The sequence below is a fragment of the Saccharopolyspora tripterygii genome, from assembly GCF_054778355.1.
The window spans coordinates 292,557-305,673 of record NZ_BAAGZP010000040.1 but is presented as its reverse complement, the minus strand read 5'-3'; the positions used below and the strand labels follow the sequence as shown (position 1 = coordinate 305,673).

Genomic DNA, 13,117 nt, shown 5'->3' with positions numbered 1-13,117 from the left:
GAGTGAGGGATGATCGGGCGTTCAACCCGAGCGCAGCGAGGAGTTCGATGGTCTTCGGGATCGTCCACCTGATCGGAGCGGTGGCGACGGTGGTGATGAGCGCTCTGCTCTGGCGGCAGCGCGCCAGGCAGGGACGAGCGTGGCCGTGGCTGATGGCCGGTCTCGTCGCGGCCGCGCTCTGGCCGCTGACGCTCTGCCTCGCCGTCGCCGCGTACTGGCACCGGGAAGGCGGTTCGAAGCGGGCCCCGCTGGTCGCCGGAGGCTGCGCGCTGGGCGCCGTGGTGGTGCTGATGGTGGTCGGCGGACTCGCGGAACCCGCGCAGCGCGCGCAGCCGTCCGGTCCGCAGCTGCTGCGGCAACCGAGCTCGCCGCCACCGTCGGTGATCACACCGGAACCGGTGGTCGCACCGCCTCCGCTGCACGAGGAGGCGCTGGTGCAGGACGTTCTCGACGACGACCGGGTACGGCTCCAGATCCCGGGCGCGGATCCGCAGGTCGTGCGCATCGCCGGTGTCCAGGCGCCTGCTGCGGGGGAGTGCTGGAGCTCGGAGTCGCGGGCGTTCGCCGAGCAGGCCCTCGACGGGGCGACCGTGCAGGTCACCTTCGGCGTCGGCTGGAGCAGCGGGCGCAGCCCCGACCCCGAGGTCGCGCTGACCCTGCCCGACGGGGCGGGCTACTCGTCGCTGGCGCTGCAGCAGGGCGCGGCCCGGCTCTACCCGCAGGCCTTCCTCGGCGAGGGTCTCGCATCGGAGCTCGGCCAGGCCGAGGCCACCGCGAAGTCCGCCGGCCTGGGCGTGTGGGGGCCGCAGTGCGGCGCCGGGACGCCGTCGACGACGCCGGAGGCCGAGGTGCGGCCGGCCGACTACGCCGATTGCCGCCAGGCCGAAGCCGCCGGTGCGGTGCCGCTGCGCAGGGGAGACACCGGTTATTCGTCCGAGATGGACAGCGACGGCGACGGTCTCGCCTGCGAATGAGCGCGGCCGAAGCGCAGGTGGTGGTCGGCGACCGGGAGGTGGCGCAGCACCAGCAGGTCGTGGAAGTACGCCATCTTGACCCGCCACGGGGCCTTCGAGCCCGAGCGCGGGAAGGCGTCGATGCCGCGCTGGACGTAGCCCGAGGTGAAGTTCTCGATCATCGGGAGCGTGCCCCGGTCCGTCGCGACCGGGACGCACAGGTCGTGGCCGTTGCGGCGCATCTCGCGCAGCAGCCGGATCACGAACTCGCCCACCAGGTCGGCCTTGAGCGTCCAGCTGTGGTTGGTGTAGCCGAAGGTGAAGGCCAGGTTGGGGATCCCGGAGAGCATCGCTCCCTTGTAGACGGTCGTCTCGCTCGGCGCGACGTCACGTCCGTCGACGGTGAAGGTGATGCCGCCGAACGCGCGCAGCCGCAGGCCGGTTGCGGTGATGACGAGGTCCGCGTCGAGCTGCTGCCCGGAGCGCAAGCGCAGTCCGGTCTCGGTGAACTCCTCGACGTGGTCGGTGACGACCGAGGCCTTCCCACTGCTCAGCGCGTCGAAGATGTCGCCGTCCGGGGCCAGGCACATGCGCTGGTCCCACGGGTCGTAGCGCGGGTTGAAGTGCGTGTCGACGTCGTAGCCCGTTGGTAGCCGCTCGGCGGTGGACTTGCGGATGGAGCGGCGCATCCACTTCGGGAACAGCCTGCTGAACCGGTACGTGCTCGAACCGAGCACGATGTTCTTCCACCGCACCAGGGCGTAGGTCGCGCGCCGGCCGAGCCTGCCGCCCAGCCGGGCGAGTAGCGGGTCCTGCGCCGGCGTCGCCATCACGTAGCTGGGGGAGCGCTGCAGCATCGTGACGTGCGCGGCGGTCTCCGCCATCGCGGGGACCAGCGTGATCGCCGTGGCCCCGCTGCCGATCACCACGACCCGCTTGCCCGCGTGGTCGAGGTCGTCGGGCCAGTGCTGCGGGTGCACGAGGGTTCCGGTGAAGCGCTCGACGCCGTCGAACTCGGGCGCGTGGGGCTGCTCGTAGTGGTAGTAGCCCGGACACAGGTGCAGGAACTTCGCGGTCAGCCGGACCTGCTCGCCGTCGTGCTCGGCGAGCACGGTCCAGCGGGCATCGTCGCTGGACCAGGAGGCGCTGAGGACCCGGTGCCGGTAGCGGATCCTCCGGTCGACGCCGCCGTCGGCGGCGGTGGAGCGCACGTAGTCGAGGATCGATTCGCCGCCGGCGAAGGACTGCGCGCCGGGCCACGGCCGGAAGCGGTAGGCCATGGTGAACATGTCGGAGTCCGAGCGGACTCCGGGGTAGCGGAACAGGTCCCACGTCCCGCCCAGCGCATCCCGCGATTCGAGGATCGCGTAGTCGAGGCCGGGGAACGCCGATTGCAGCTGGTGCGCGGCCCCGATCCCGGCGAGTCCGGCTCCGACGATCAGCACGTCCAGGTCATCACGCACGGCGGCTCCTCCCCGCGGGCACGACGCTGTCCGAGCCCGAAGCTACCGCCGAGTCACTCCGCGCGGATACCGCGTGCCGGGTGGCGTTCGCCGGGGCAGGGGGCAGTTTTGGTCCGAACCGTCCATGATCGAAGTCCGTTTTGCCCGGTCAGTTCAGACCAAAACTGCCCTACTCGGCGTCCACGTCGGGGATGGGGAGGGGCATGTTGGGGGTGACCAGGCCGCCGTCCACCGCCAGGACCTGGCCGGTGACGTAGGACGACGCGGGGGAGGAGAGGTAGAGGATCGCCGCCGCGATGTCCTCCGGGGTGCCGATGCGCCGCAGCGGGGTGTGCTCCTCCAAGGTCGCCTTCATCTGCGGCTCGGCGGCCACGACCTCCAGCGCCTCGGTGAGGATCGCGCCGGGCGCGACCGCGTTGACCCGGATGCGCGGGTTGAGGTCCGCGGCCATCATGCGCACCGCGTGGTCGAGCGAGGCCTTGGCGGCACCGTAGGCGAGGTAGCCGCGCCCGACGAGGTGCCCGGTGCTGCTGGAGACCATCACGACGCTCGCCGCGTCCGACTTCACCAGGTGCGGGACGGCTTCGCGCACCAGCCGGACCCCGTGCACGACGTTGTTCTCGAAGGACTTCCGCAGCGCTTCGTCGTGGGTGTGGGTGAACGGGCGGGGCATCGAACCGCCCGTCACGCTCACCACGACGTCGATGCGCCCGAGCTCGTCGGCGGCCCGGGCGACCGCGGCGGAGACCGCCTCGGCGTCCCCGGCGTCGGTGGGGATGGCCACGGCGCGCCGCCCCAGATCGCGGATCTGCTGGGCCACCGCCTCGATCTGATCCGGCGTGCGCGAGAGCACCGCCACGTCGGCGCCGGCCTCCGCCAGCGCCAACGCCGTCGCGGCCCCGATCCCGCGCCCCGCGCCGGAAACCAACGCGACCCGGCCCTCAAGCCGGAACATCGGCAGCGTCGCCAATCCCGTCTCCTCACCTCGTCGAGCAGCCGCAGCTCATGCCACAAGCAAGTGCTTGGTAGGCTAACCGGTCGCTCCGGAGATGACCAGGGTCAGTCGGATTCCAGCTCGTGGGTGAGGGTTTCGAGTTCCGCGCCGCCCGCCATCTGGTGCGTGAGGTGGTCCAGGGTGATGTCCGCCTTCTCGTGGCTGCCGAGGCTCCGGCCCCGTTTGAGGAGCAGGAACCGGTCGCCCACCGGGTAGGCGTGGTGCGGGTTGTGGGTGATCAGCACGACGCCGAGGCCGCGGTCGCGGGCCCGGACCACGTGCTTGAGCACGAGCCCGGCCTGCTTGACGCCCAGCGCGGCGGTCGGCTCGTCGAGGATGAGGACCTTCGCGCCGAAGTGCATCGCGCGGGCGATCGCCACGCACTGCCGCTCACCACCCGACAGCGTGCCCACCGGCTGCTCGACGTCGCGCAGCTCGATGCCCATCTCGGCGAGCGCGTCGCGGGTCGTCTCCCGTGCCCGTTTCCGGTCGATCAACCCCCACCGGCCGGGTTCGGAGCCGAGGAAGAAGTTCCGCCACACGCTCATCAGCGGAACCACCGCCAGGTCCTGGAACACCGTGGCGATGCCCCGCTCCAGCGCGTCGCGCGGGGAGCCGAAGCGCACCGGCGCACCGTCGAGCAGCAGCTCGCCCGCGTCGTGCTGGTGCGCGCCCGCGAGGACCTTGATCAGCGTCGACTTGCCTGCGCCGTTGTCGCCCAGCACGCAGGTGACCTCGCCTCGGTTGACCACGGTCGAGACGTCCTCCAGCGCGGAGACGCTGCCGTAGTTCTTGCCGATGCCGCGCGCTTGCAGGAGCGGAGTCATCGCCCTACCTCCGTTGCCGTTCCGCGCGGCGGCGGAAGGAGTTGTTGACCAGCACCGCTCCGAGCAGCAGCACGCCGAGGAACAGGAAGAACCAGTCGTTGTCCCAGCGCGCGAACACGATGCCCTGCCGGACCATGCCGAAGATCAGCGCGCCGACCGCAGCCCCGATCGCCGAGCCGAAACCGCCGGTGAGCAGGCAACCGCCGATCACCGCGGCGATGATGAACTGGAACTCCAGTCCCACGCCCTGGTTCGCCTGCACGGTGGTGAACCGCAGGATGTTGATCGAGCCCACCAGCCACCCGCACAGCGCGGTGGTCATGAACAGCCCGACCTTGGTGCTCAGCACCGGCACGCCGACCGCGCGGGCGCTCGCGGACGAGCCGCCGACCGCGAAGATCCAGTTGCCGAATCGCGTGCGCAGCAGCAGGAACGACGCCACCAGCGCGGCACCGATCCACCAGGCGATGGAGATCTGGAACGACGTGCCGCCGATGTCCACGGTGGAGGCGAGGACGAACCCCGCCGATTCGTAACCGGGTGCCGAGCGGATCCCCGAGACCTGCACGGTCCCGGTGACCAGCCGCGTCACGCCGAGGTTGAGACCCTGCAACGCGAAGAACGTGCCGAGGGTGACGATGAAGCTGGGCAACCCGGTGCGCATCACCAGCAGGCCGTTGAACGCGCCGACCACCAGCGCGAACACCAGCGACAGCGCGAGCCCGGCCCAGACGTTCCACCCCAGCTCGGTGGCCACCATGGCCGTGACCAGCGCGGTCGAGGCCGTCATGACGCCCGCGGAGAGGTCGAACTCGCCGCCGATCATCAGCAGCGCCACTCCGACGGCCATGATGCCCAGCGTCGCCGAGTCGTCCAGCCAGGTCGCCGTTCCCAGCGGTGACAGGAACTCGTCGGTGACCAGCGAGAAGAACGCGAACACGCCGAGCGCGCCGATCACCGCGCCCAGCTCCGGCCGGGTGAGCAGCCGAGCCCACGGAGTCGTCATGCCTACCTCGTTCCGCGTCGTGCGTACTCGCCGACCACGTCCACGTTGGACCGATCGACGAAACCCGGTCCGGTGTAGACGGGTTTGCCGCCGCCGACCGTGTTGGCGTTCTCCAGGAATAGCTTCAGGTGCACCACCGGCAGATATCCCTGCTCGTACTGCTGCTGGTCGACGGCGAACAGCAGCTCACCGGCCTGGATCGAGGCGACCACGTCGCCGTTGAGGTCGAAGGTGGACACCGCCGCGCGGGAACCGGATTCGCGGACCGCGTTCACCGCGTTCGCGGCGACCTGCGGGTTGAGCGTGAGCACCCCGTCCACGCCGGGATCCGACTGCAGCGCTCCCTTGATCCGGGACTGCGCGTCCGTCGGGTTGTTGATGTCGACCTGCAGGTTGGTGACCTGGCCGGGGGAGAACCCCTCGCGCGCACCCTCGCAGCGCTGGTTGAGCGTCTCCACGCCGGCCTGGTGGATCACGCACAGCACCTTGCGCTTGCCCTCCTGCGAGAAGCGCTGCCCCGCAGCCTGTCCCGCGACGGTCTCGCTCTGCCCGACGTGGGTGATCGCGCCGAACGCGGCGCTGACCTCCTCGCCCGCGTTGATCGTGATCACCGGAATGCCCGCGGCGACAGCGCTGGTCACCGACGTGCGCATGGCGTCCGGGCTGCCGAGCGAGACCACGAGACCGTCGGCCCCCTGGGCGATGGCGTTGTCCACCAGCTTCGCCTGGTTCCCCGGGTCGGGGTCGGCGTGGTACTGGACCTCGATTCCCAGGTCTTCGCCCGCGCGCTCGGCGCCGTTCTGCACGACGTTCCAGAACGCGTCGCCGGGCGTGCTGTGGCTGATCACCGCGATGCGCAGTGGGCCGTCGCGGTTCTCGGTGCGCTCGTGCGCGCCCGGCATCGGGCCGGACGCCTTGGGGCCGGTGCACCCGGCCAGCGCCAGCGCTCCGATCAGGAGCACCGGCAGCAACCGCGACGGTGCGGACCTGCGGGTTTGGGTCATCGGACTTCCTGGATCCGGGAGAAGACCTGGTCCAGGTGGACCAGGCTGCGCGCGGTGTCGCGCCGGGGGCCGCCGATGGCGGAGTCCGGGCCCAGCGCGGTGTCCTGCTCCAGCACGTACCAGCCACGGTATCCCGCGCCGTGCACCGAGCGGACCACGGCGTCGGTGTCGACGTCGCCGTCCCCGAGCGGCACGAACAGCCCGCGGGCGACGGCGTCGGCGAACCCGACGTCGCCGTTGCGGACCGCGGTGGCCAGGTCGGCGCGGACGTCCTTGAGGTGCAGGTGCCCGATGCGGTCCGGGTGACGCTCGGCGAGCGCCACCGGATCGGTGCCGCCGACCAGCAGGTGCCCGGTGTCCAGGCACAACGGCATCGGGGAGTCGGTGAGGAAGCGCTCGACCTCCGCCTCGGTCTCCACGTGGGTGCCGACGTGCGGGTGCATCGCCACGCGCAGCCCCTCGGCGGTGACGGTTTCGGTGACGCGGCGGCAGGTGTCGATCAGCGCGGCCCACTGCGCGTCGTCGAGCGCCGGTCGCTCGTCGTAGCCGTCGAGACCGGTGGCAGCCGCGAGCACCACGATCTCGCCGCCCGCGCGAGCGATCTCGCGGGCTGCGCCCGCGGCCTGCGCGACGCTGTCGTCGGCCGTCGCGGCGTCGTGCAGCGGGACGGCGAGGAAGCCGCCCACCAGCTCCAGCCCGTGCCGGCCGATGATGGTCCGCGGGTCGGGGAGGTAGCCGGGCGGGCCGAGCTCGGTGGCGTAGACGCCCAGCCCCGCCATCTCGGAGAGGACATGGTCGGGCTCGAGAATCCGCCCCCAGCCGGGAACTTCGCTCACGCCCCAGGAGATCGGCGCGGCGGCGACCTTGAACTTCACTGGTTCACCTCCACCGGTGCGCCCGCGCGCAGCGACTCTTCGCAGGCCTCGGCGAGGCGCAGGCTGACCAGCGCTTCCCCAGGCGGTGAGGGGTTCTCGGCGCGGCGTGCGATGACGTCGAGGAACACGCGGGACTCCTGCACGTAGGCGTCGTGGTAGCGCTCGGTGAAGGACTTCCACGGTCGGTCCGGCCCGACTCCGCCGACGGTGTTGAGCGGTGTGCGCTCGTCGAGGCCGACGGTGAGGGTGTCGCGCGAGGCGAAGACCTCCAGGCGGCAGTCGTAGCCCACGGGATCGTGCCGCGCGGCTGACAGCAGCGCGTGCGCACCACCGGCGAAGCGCAGCGACACCACGGCGTTGTCCACGTCGCCCGCCTCCCGGAAGGACTCGTCCACCAGCACGGATCCGGACGCGTAGACCTCCGTGACCGGTTCGCCGAGCAGCCACGGCACGGCGTCGAGGTCGTGGATCAGGCAGTCCCGGAACAGCCCGCCGGAGGTCGCGACGAACTCCTTCGGCGGGGGCAGGTGGTCGTTGCACACCGCCCGCACCAGGTACACCGAACCGGCGGTGCCGTCGCGCAACCGCCGGTGCACCTCGGCGGTGTCGGGGTCGAAGCGGCGCTGGAACCCGACCAGGACCGGGACGTCGGCTCGCTCGATCTCGTCGACGAGCGCGGACATCGAGGGGAGGTCGGCGGCCAGCGGTTTTTCGCACAGAACCGGAGTTCTGGCGGCCAGCGCCGCGCGCACCAGGTCGGGGTGCGTGTCGGTCGGGGTGGCGATCAGCACGCCGTCGGCGCGCAGGAGTTCGTCCACAGTGGTCACCGCGGTGGCGGGTGGTCCGATCTCGGCCGCAGCCGATTCCGCCCTGCCCGGTGCAGGGTCGAACAGCAGGAGTTGGTCGATTTCGTCGAGCGCGGCGAGATTCGTGGCGTGCATGGAGCCGATTCGACCGACCCCGGCTACTCCGATCTTCATCTCGGCGAGGGCCTCGATTCGTCTGGGGGAACGCTGGGCGCCGATCAATGCTGTGCGGTGAATCACAACGATGTCAAGACCCGGATTTCCAGCGCAGTTCCAGAAGTCATGTCCATTGTGGAGCACGCGGGAATGCTCCGAACGGCGGTCCCCGCACCGCCACCTTGCGCCAACAGGTGAGAATGTCCGGACAAACCATTGACGTGGCCCTGCGGCGTCCAGTAAACCGGTAAGCCCGAACGCCCCCGAGGTGAGCGCGCTCCGGTCCGGGGCCGTCGCCGTACCCCCGTCGCCCGAGGTCTTCCCCCGTCCCCCTCGGCCGAACCGGGGGACGGCGACGCCTCCGCGCGTCAAGCGGTCAGCGTCGCCCGAGAGGGGGGAGTGCCCCCCAAATCCCAGTTTTAGTCCAAACCGAGCCGGGTTCATGCCCGAAATGTCGGCTCAGTTTGGACTAAGGAGTCGTTTCAGAATGCGGCGGAGCCGTTGCTTCAGGTGTGGGACTCAGCTGGCACCGCCGCGGGTTCTCACACGTCGTCTGGCGAGTACGCCGCGACGCCGTGTATTGGCATACATCAGGAGTGGCGCACGGAGTCCAGACGGCGTGTGAGGTTCCGCCACCCGCACCGCCAAGCAAGGTGATTCTGCAACGACCCCTAAAACTGGGACCTGCCGCGGTGACGCCGGCAACTCGACCCCCGGAATCACTTCTCGGGTCATTGCCAGACTGTGATGGACTTGCGGACCGGGGTGGCTTCGGCGTTGGAGGCGAAGAGCTCCGGCTTGCGGGCGCGGAGGCGCTCGATGTCGTCGAAGACCGCGCGCAGGTGGGTGCGCATGGTCGCGCGGGCCCGCGCGAGGTCGTGAGCGCGGATCGCGTCCAGGATCTCGACGTGCTGATCGGCGTAGACCTCGGGCGGGCTCGACTCGTAGAGCCCGAGCCGGCGAGCGCGGTCCAGGTGGCCCTTCGCCGAGACGACCGTCGGCCAGGCGCGTTCGTGCCCCGACAGGCGCAGCAAGCCGCGGTGGAACTCCTCGTCGAGGGCGAAGAACTCCTCGACGTCGACCTCCGCCGAGCGCTGCCGCGCGAGGTTGTCCGCCAGTTCCGCCAGCAGCTCCTCGTCGAGGTCGTCGGGCACGTCGTCGAGCGCGGTGAGCTCGACGGCTTCGCGCAGGAACTGAGCGTCGGCGACCCGCTGCGGATCGACCCGGGAGACGAACGAGCCGATCTGCGGGAACACCTGCACCAGGCCTTCCTCGGCGAGCAGGATCAGCCCCTCGCGCACCGGCGTGCGGCTGACGCCCAGGCTCGCGGCCAGGTCCTTCTCCGACAGGGCCGAGCCCGGTTCGAGTTCGAGGGTCAGCACCTTGCGACGCAACGTCTCGTAGATGACGCGGCGGTTCGGGCGGTTCCTGGGTGCGGGCACGGGCCAAGACTAGACGAGTCTTGACCACCCTGATCGGTCAGTGCTTGTATACCAGTACTGACCTACCAGTGGGTCGGCGTGGAGCGAAGGAGCGCACGATGACGGACAGCACCCAGACGGCGGGTGCCGCGAGACGGTCGACTCGCGAGCTGAGCAAGGCCGCCGTGTCGGGCTGGCTGGGCACGGCGATGGAGTTCATGGACTTCCAGCTCTACTCGCTGGCGGCGGCCATCGTGTTCAACAAGATCTTCTTCCCCGACGTCAGCCCCGCCATCGGGCTGATCGCGGCGATGGCCACCTACGGCGTCGGCTACGTCGCGCGGCTCGTCGGCGCCTTCTACTTCGGGCGGATGGGCGACCGGATCGGCCGCAAGAAGGTCCTGTTCCTCACGATCGTCATCATGGGCGCTTCCACCACGCTCATCGGCGTCCTGCCGCCGTACCAGACGATCGGCATCGCGGCGCCGATCTTGCTGGTCGTTCTGCGGTTGATCCAGGGATTCGGTGCGGGCGCCGAGATCGCCGGTGCGACCGTGATGCTCGTCGAGTACGCGCCGGTCAAGCGACGCGGGCTGATCTCCTCGCTGGTATCGCTGGGGACCAACTCGGGCACGCTCGCCGCATCCGGGCTGTGGGCCTTGTTGCTCCTCGTGCTGTCCGAGGAGCAGGTCATCGCTTGGGGTTGGCGGATCCCGTTCCTGCTGAGCTTCGTGCTGCTGCTGTTCGGCGTCTGGATGCGCTCGAACCTCAAGGAGAGCCCCGTGTTCGAGGAGCGCGAGGACTCCGTGCCCGTCGAGGCCGGTCTGACGCGGCGCAAGGGCAGGGCCTTCCTGCTCTCGCTCGGGCTCCGCTTCGGCCAGGCCGGCAACTCCGGGCTCGTGCAGACCTTCCTCGTGGGCTACATCGCCTCGTCGCTGGCGGTCAGCCGTGCGGTGCCCACCAACGCCATCGTCTACGGCTCGCTGCTCGGTTTCGCCACGATCCCGCTGGTGGGCCTGCTCGGAGACCGGTTCGGCAGGCGTCCGGTCTACCTGGGGTTGAGCCTGCTGACCGCGATCCTCGCGGTGCCGATGATGGCGACCATCGCCGGTGGCAACGAGGTGATGCTGACGCTCGCGATGATCCTCGGGCTCAACATCGGTGTGCTGGGGCTGTTCGCGGTGGAGAGCGTGACGATGGCCGAGCTGTTCGGCTCGCGCACCCGCTTCACCCAGCTGGCCGTGGCCAAGGAGATCGGCGGCACGCTGGCGACCGCGATCGGACCGGTCCTGGCCGCCGGCCTGACCGCCTGGACGCAGCACTGGTGGCCGATCGCCGCGATGCTCGTCGCCTACTCGCTGATCACGTTCGTCTCCACTTGGCTGGCGCCGGAGACCCGCGGCCGCGACCTCGTCCGAATGGAGGATGCCCTGTGAAAGCCGTTGTCGTGCACGGAACCCGCGACGTCCGCGTCGACGAGGTGCCGGACCCGGTGCCCGGCGAGGGCGAGGTGCTGCTGGCGCTGGAGTGGGGCGGGATCTGCGGGTCCGACATCTCCTACTGGCGCCACGGGGGCACCGGAACGGCCGCGCTGCGCCATCCGATGATCCTCGGGCACGAGATCGCCGGACGCGTGGCCGGTCTCGGTCCTGGTGTGACCGGGGTGGAGGTCGGGCAGCCGGTGACGGCTCACCCGGCCGAGCTGGTGGGGGAGCACGCCTTCCCGGAGGGGCGCAGCAACCTGCACCCGCACGTGCGCTACTTCGGATCGGCCGCCTTCGACCCGCACACCGACGGCGGTTTCAGCCAGTACCGGGTCGTCCCGGCGGACCAGCTGCGAGCGCTGCCGGACGGGGTGTCCACGCGGCTCGGTGCGCTCGCCGAGCCGCTCGGCGTCGCGCTGCACGCGGTCGGTCGAGCCGGATCTCTGCGCGGCAGAACGGTTCTGGTCAACGGAGCCGGTCCGATCGGGGCACTCGTGGTCGCCTCGGCCCAGCACCGGGGAGCGTCCGCGGTGGTGGCGGCGGACCTGGCCGCGACCTCGCTGGACATCGCGAAACGCATGGGCGCCGACGAAACCCGCGATCTGTCAACGCAATCGCTGCCCGAAGAGGTGGACGTGTCGTTCGAGGCCTCCGGCGCACCGGCCGCGATCGGCCCCGTGCTGCGTGCCACCAGGCGAGGCGGAACCGTCGTCCAAGTCGGGAACCTCCCGGGTGAGACAGCTCCGGCGGCGCTCGGCGACCTGGTGACCCGCGAGATCACCTGGGTCGGTTCCTACCGCTTCGTCGACGAGATCACCGACGCCCTGACCGCGCTGCGCGACGGCCTGGACGTCACCCCGCTCATCACCCACACCTTCCCGCTGGAGCGGGCCGCCGAAGCCCTCGCGGTCGCAGCCGACCGCACCACGGGCAGCAGCAAGGTCATGCTCCATCTGAGCACCTAAGAACCGTTCGGGAATTGGTCTGGCGGGCGGTGCGGGTCGCGGAACCTGTTGCATGTCGTGTGGGTGGGGAAGTTTTCATGAAAACTTCCCCACCCCACCCCACCCACACGGCGTCCCGGCGTGCTCGCCACGAAATCGCGGGCGATCCCGCGGCGGTGCCGGCTGCCCAGGTGGTGAAGGTGCCAGCTGCCCAAGTGGTGAAAGAGGATGCGCTTCGCCGCAGCTTTGAACGGCTCCTAGTCCTCCGGCGTGTGGAAGTGGGCCGTGGTGGTGAGGTGGGTGGTGAAGAGGGTTGTGGTGGGGGCTTTGAGGCCTGGGTTGGCGGTGAGGTGCCAGTCGCGGGGGAGGGGCGTGGCCGGAGTGCTGATCTCGGTCAGGTGGCCGTCGTCGAGATGACGGCTGACGGCGTCCCGGGAGACGAGCGTGATCCCCAGGCCCGCCAACGTGGACTCGATCACCGCGGTGTTCGAGCCCAGCGTGAGGGTCCGGGGCGGCGGGTCGAGTTCGAGCTGGGCGAGGAAGGACTCCGTGATGGCGCGGGTTCCCGAGCCGGGTTCGCGCAGCAGCCAGGTCTGGGCCGCGAGCCAGGCGGGGTCGCCCGGACCGGGGGAGTGGGCGACGACGATGAGCTCGTGCGGCCGGGTGGCGAGGACCTCGACCTCGCGGCCGGGCTCCGGGCGTCCGCCGAGGACCAGGTCGACCTCGTGGCGCTCCAGCAGTCGGCGGACCGTTTCGCGGTTGCCGACCTCCAGGCGCACGCCCACGTGCGGGTGCCGCTCGCGGAAGCTCGCCAGCACGCCGGGCAGGATCTGCTCGCCCGCGGTCGTCAGGGCCGCGATGCGCAGTTCACCGCGTTCCGGGTCGGTTTCCGCCGTCGCGGCGGTGTGGGCCTGGTCGAGCAGGCCGAGGGCGGTGCGGACGTGGTCGGCGTAGACCACGCCCGCGCGGGTGAGCCGCAGGCCGCGCCCGTCGCGCTCCAGCAGATGCAGGCCGAGCGACTTCTGCAGAGCGTTGAGGGCCGCCGAGACCGCTGACTGGGTGACGTACAGCTGGCGCGCGGCGGCGTGCACCGAGCCGGTGTCGGCGATGGCCAGGAACGTGCGCAGCTGCGTCAGCGTCATCTTCTCAACCGTTCGCTCAAGTGTCGTGCCCGGATTCTTGAT

At 70.6% G+C, this 13,117-nt stretch carries 12 protein-coding genes; 3 read left to right on the top strand and 9 right to left on the bottom strand.

Going from position 1 to position 13,117, the window contains the following annotated elements:
* Positions 1-47 precede the first annotated feature (47 nt).
* Entirely contained in the window at positions 48-974 is a 927-nt protein-coding gene (locus tag ACYVF3_RS28815) for an excalibur calcium-binding domain-containing protein (protein WP_461157421.1), read from the top strand.
* Here ACYVF3_RS28815 and ACYVF3_RS28810 read toward each other — a convergent pair.
* The 8 genes from ACYVF3_RS28810 to ACYVF3_RS28775 form a co-directional block, all read right to left on the bottom strand.
* The gene (locus ACYVF3_RS28810) at positions 926-2,416 is read right to left on the bottom strand and encodes a flavin-containing monooxygenase (RefSeq protein ID WP_461157420.1); all 1,491 of its coding nucleotides are present in this window, start codon (positions 2,414-2,416) and stop codon (positions 926-928) included. The genes ACYVF3_RS28815 and ACYVF3_RS28810 overlap by 49 nt on opposite strands.
* 169 nt (positions 2,417-2,585) lie before the next feature.
* A complete protein-coding gene (locus ACYVF3_RS28805; protein ID WP_461157419.1) occupies positions 2,586-3,386 on the bottom strand; it encodes an SDR family oxidoreductase in 801 nt (266 codons plus the stop codon).
* 89 nt (positions 3,387-3,475) lie between these two features.
* Positions 3,476-4,237 carry an ATP-binding cassette domain-containing protein gene (locus ACYVF3_RS28800; protein ID WP_461157418.1) on the bottom strand — a complete coding sequence of 254 codons (762 nt, stop codon included), beginning with the start codon at positions 4,235-4,237 and terminating at the stop codon, positions 3,476-3,478.
* Between the two features lie 4 nt (positions 4,238-4,241).
* Positions 4,242-5,243 carry an ABC transporter permease gene (locus ACYVF3_RS28795; RefSeq protein WP_461157417.1) on the bottom strand — a complete coding sequence of 334 codons (1,002 nt, stop codon included), beginning with the start codon at positions 5,241-5,243 and terminating at the stop codon, positions 4,242-4,244.
* A gap of 2 nt (positions 5,244-5,245) precedes the next feature.
* A complete protein-coding gene (locus ACYVF3_RS28790) occupies positions 5,246-6,247 on the bottom strand; it encodes a sugar ABC transporter substrate-binding protein (protein WP_461157416.1) in 1,002 nt (333 codons plus the stop codon).
* Positions 6,244-7,122 (bottom strand): sugar phosphate isomerase/epimerase family protein, encoded by an 879-nt coding sequence (locus ACYVF3_RS28785; protein ID WP_461157415.1) that lies wholly within the window; start codon positions 7,120-7,122, stop codon positions 6,244-6,246. The genes ACYVF3_RS28790 and ACYVF3_RS28785 overlap by 4 nt, the downstream gene beginning before the upstream one ends.
* On the bottom strand, positions 7,119-8,102 hold the full coding sequence (locus ACYVF3_RS28780) for a Gfo/Idh/MocA family protein (protein ID WP_461157414.1): 984 nt from the start codon (positions 8,100-8,102) through the stop codon (positions 7,119-7,121). The genes ACYVF3_RS28785 and ACYVF3_RS28780 overlap by 4 nt, the downstream gene beginning before the upstream one ends.
* A 713-nt stretch (positions 8,103-8,815) precedes the next feature.
* Entirely contained in the window at positions 8,816-9,526 is a 711-nt protein-coding gene (locus ACYVF3_RS28775) for a GntR family transcriptional regulator (protein WP_461157413.1), read from the bottom strand.
* Positions 9,527-9,624: 98 nt separating this feature from the next.
* Here ACYVF3_RS28775 and ACYVF3_RS28770 point away from each other — a divergent pair, with 98 nt between their 5' ends.
* Both ACYVF3_RS28770 and ACYVF3_RS28765 read left to right on the top strand, forming a co-directional pair.
* Positions 9,625-10,941: an MFS transporter gene (locus ACYVF3_RS28770; protein WP_461157412.1), complete on the top strand. Its 1,317-nt coding sequence runs from the start codon at positions 9,625-9,627 to the stop codon at positions 10,939-10,941.
* Positions 10,938-11,954, top strand: a complete 1,017-nt coding sequence (locus ACYVF3_RS28765; protein ID WP_461157411.1) for an L-idonate 5-dehydrogenase — start codon at positions 10,938-10,940, stop codon at positions 11,952-11,954. Before ACYVF3_RS28770 ends, ACYVF3_RS28765 begins: the two co-directional genes overlap by 4 nt.
* A 236-nt stretch (positions 11,955-12,190) precedes the next feature.
* Here the strand turns inward: ACYVF3_RS28765 and ACYVF3_RS28760 are convergent, their stop codons facing one another.
* Entirely contained in the window at positions 12,191-13,075 is an 885-nt protein-coding gene (locus ACYVF3_RS28760; RefSeq protein WP_461157410.1) for a LysR family transcriptional regulator, read from the bottom strand.
* Positions 13,076-13,117 lie beyond the last annotated feature (42 nt).

Bases quoted from the DNA above. Each gene is read 5' to 3' on its own strand.
- ACYVF3_RS28815 (WP_461157421.1), top strand. From the start codon at position 48: ATGGTCTTCGGGATCGTCCACCTGATCGGAGCGGTGGCGACGGTGGTG.
- ACYVF3_RS28800 (WP_461157418.1), bottom strand. From the start codon at position 4,237: ATGACTCCGCTCCTGCAAGCGCGCGGCATCGGCAAGAACTACGGCAGC.
- ACYVF3_RS28795 (WP_461157417.1), bottom strand. From the start codon at position 5,243: ATGACGACTCCGTGGGCTCGGCTGCTCACCCGGCCGGAGCTGGGCGCG.
- ACYVF3_RS28790 (WP_461157416.1), bottom strand. From the start codon at position 6,247: ATGACCCAAACCCGCAGGTCCGCACCGTCGCGGTTGCTGCCGGTGCTC.
- ACYVF3_RS28780 (WP_461157414.1), bottom strand. From the start codon at position 8,102: ATGAAGATCGGAGTAGCCGGGGTCGGTCGAATCGGCTCCATGCACGCC.
- ACYVF3_RS28770 (WP_461157412.1), top strand. From the start codon at position 9,625: ATGACGGACAGCACCCAGACGGCGGGTGCCGCGAGACGGTCGACTCGC.
- ACYVF3_RS28760 (WP_461157410.1), bottom strand. From the start codon at position 13,075: ATGACGCTGACGCAGCTGCGCACGTTCCTGGCCATCGCCGACACCGGC.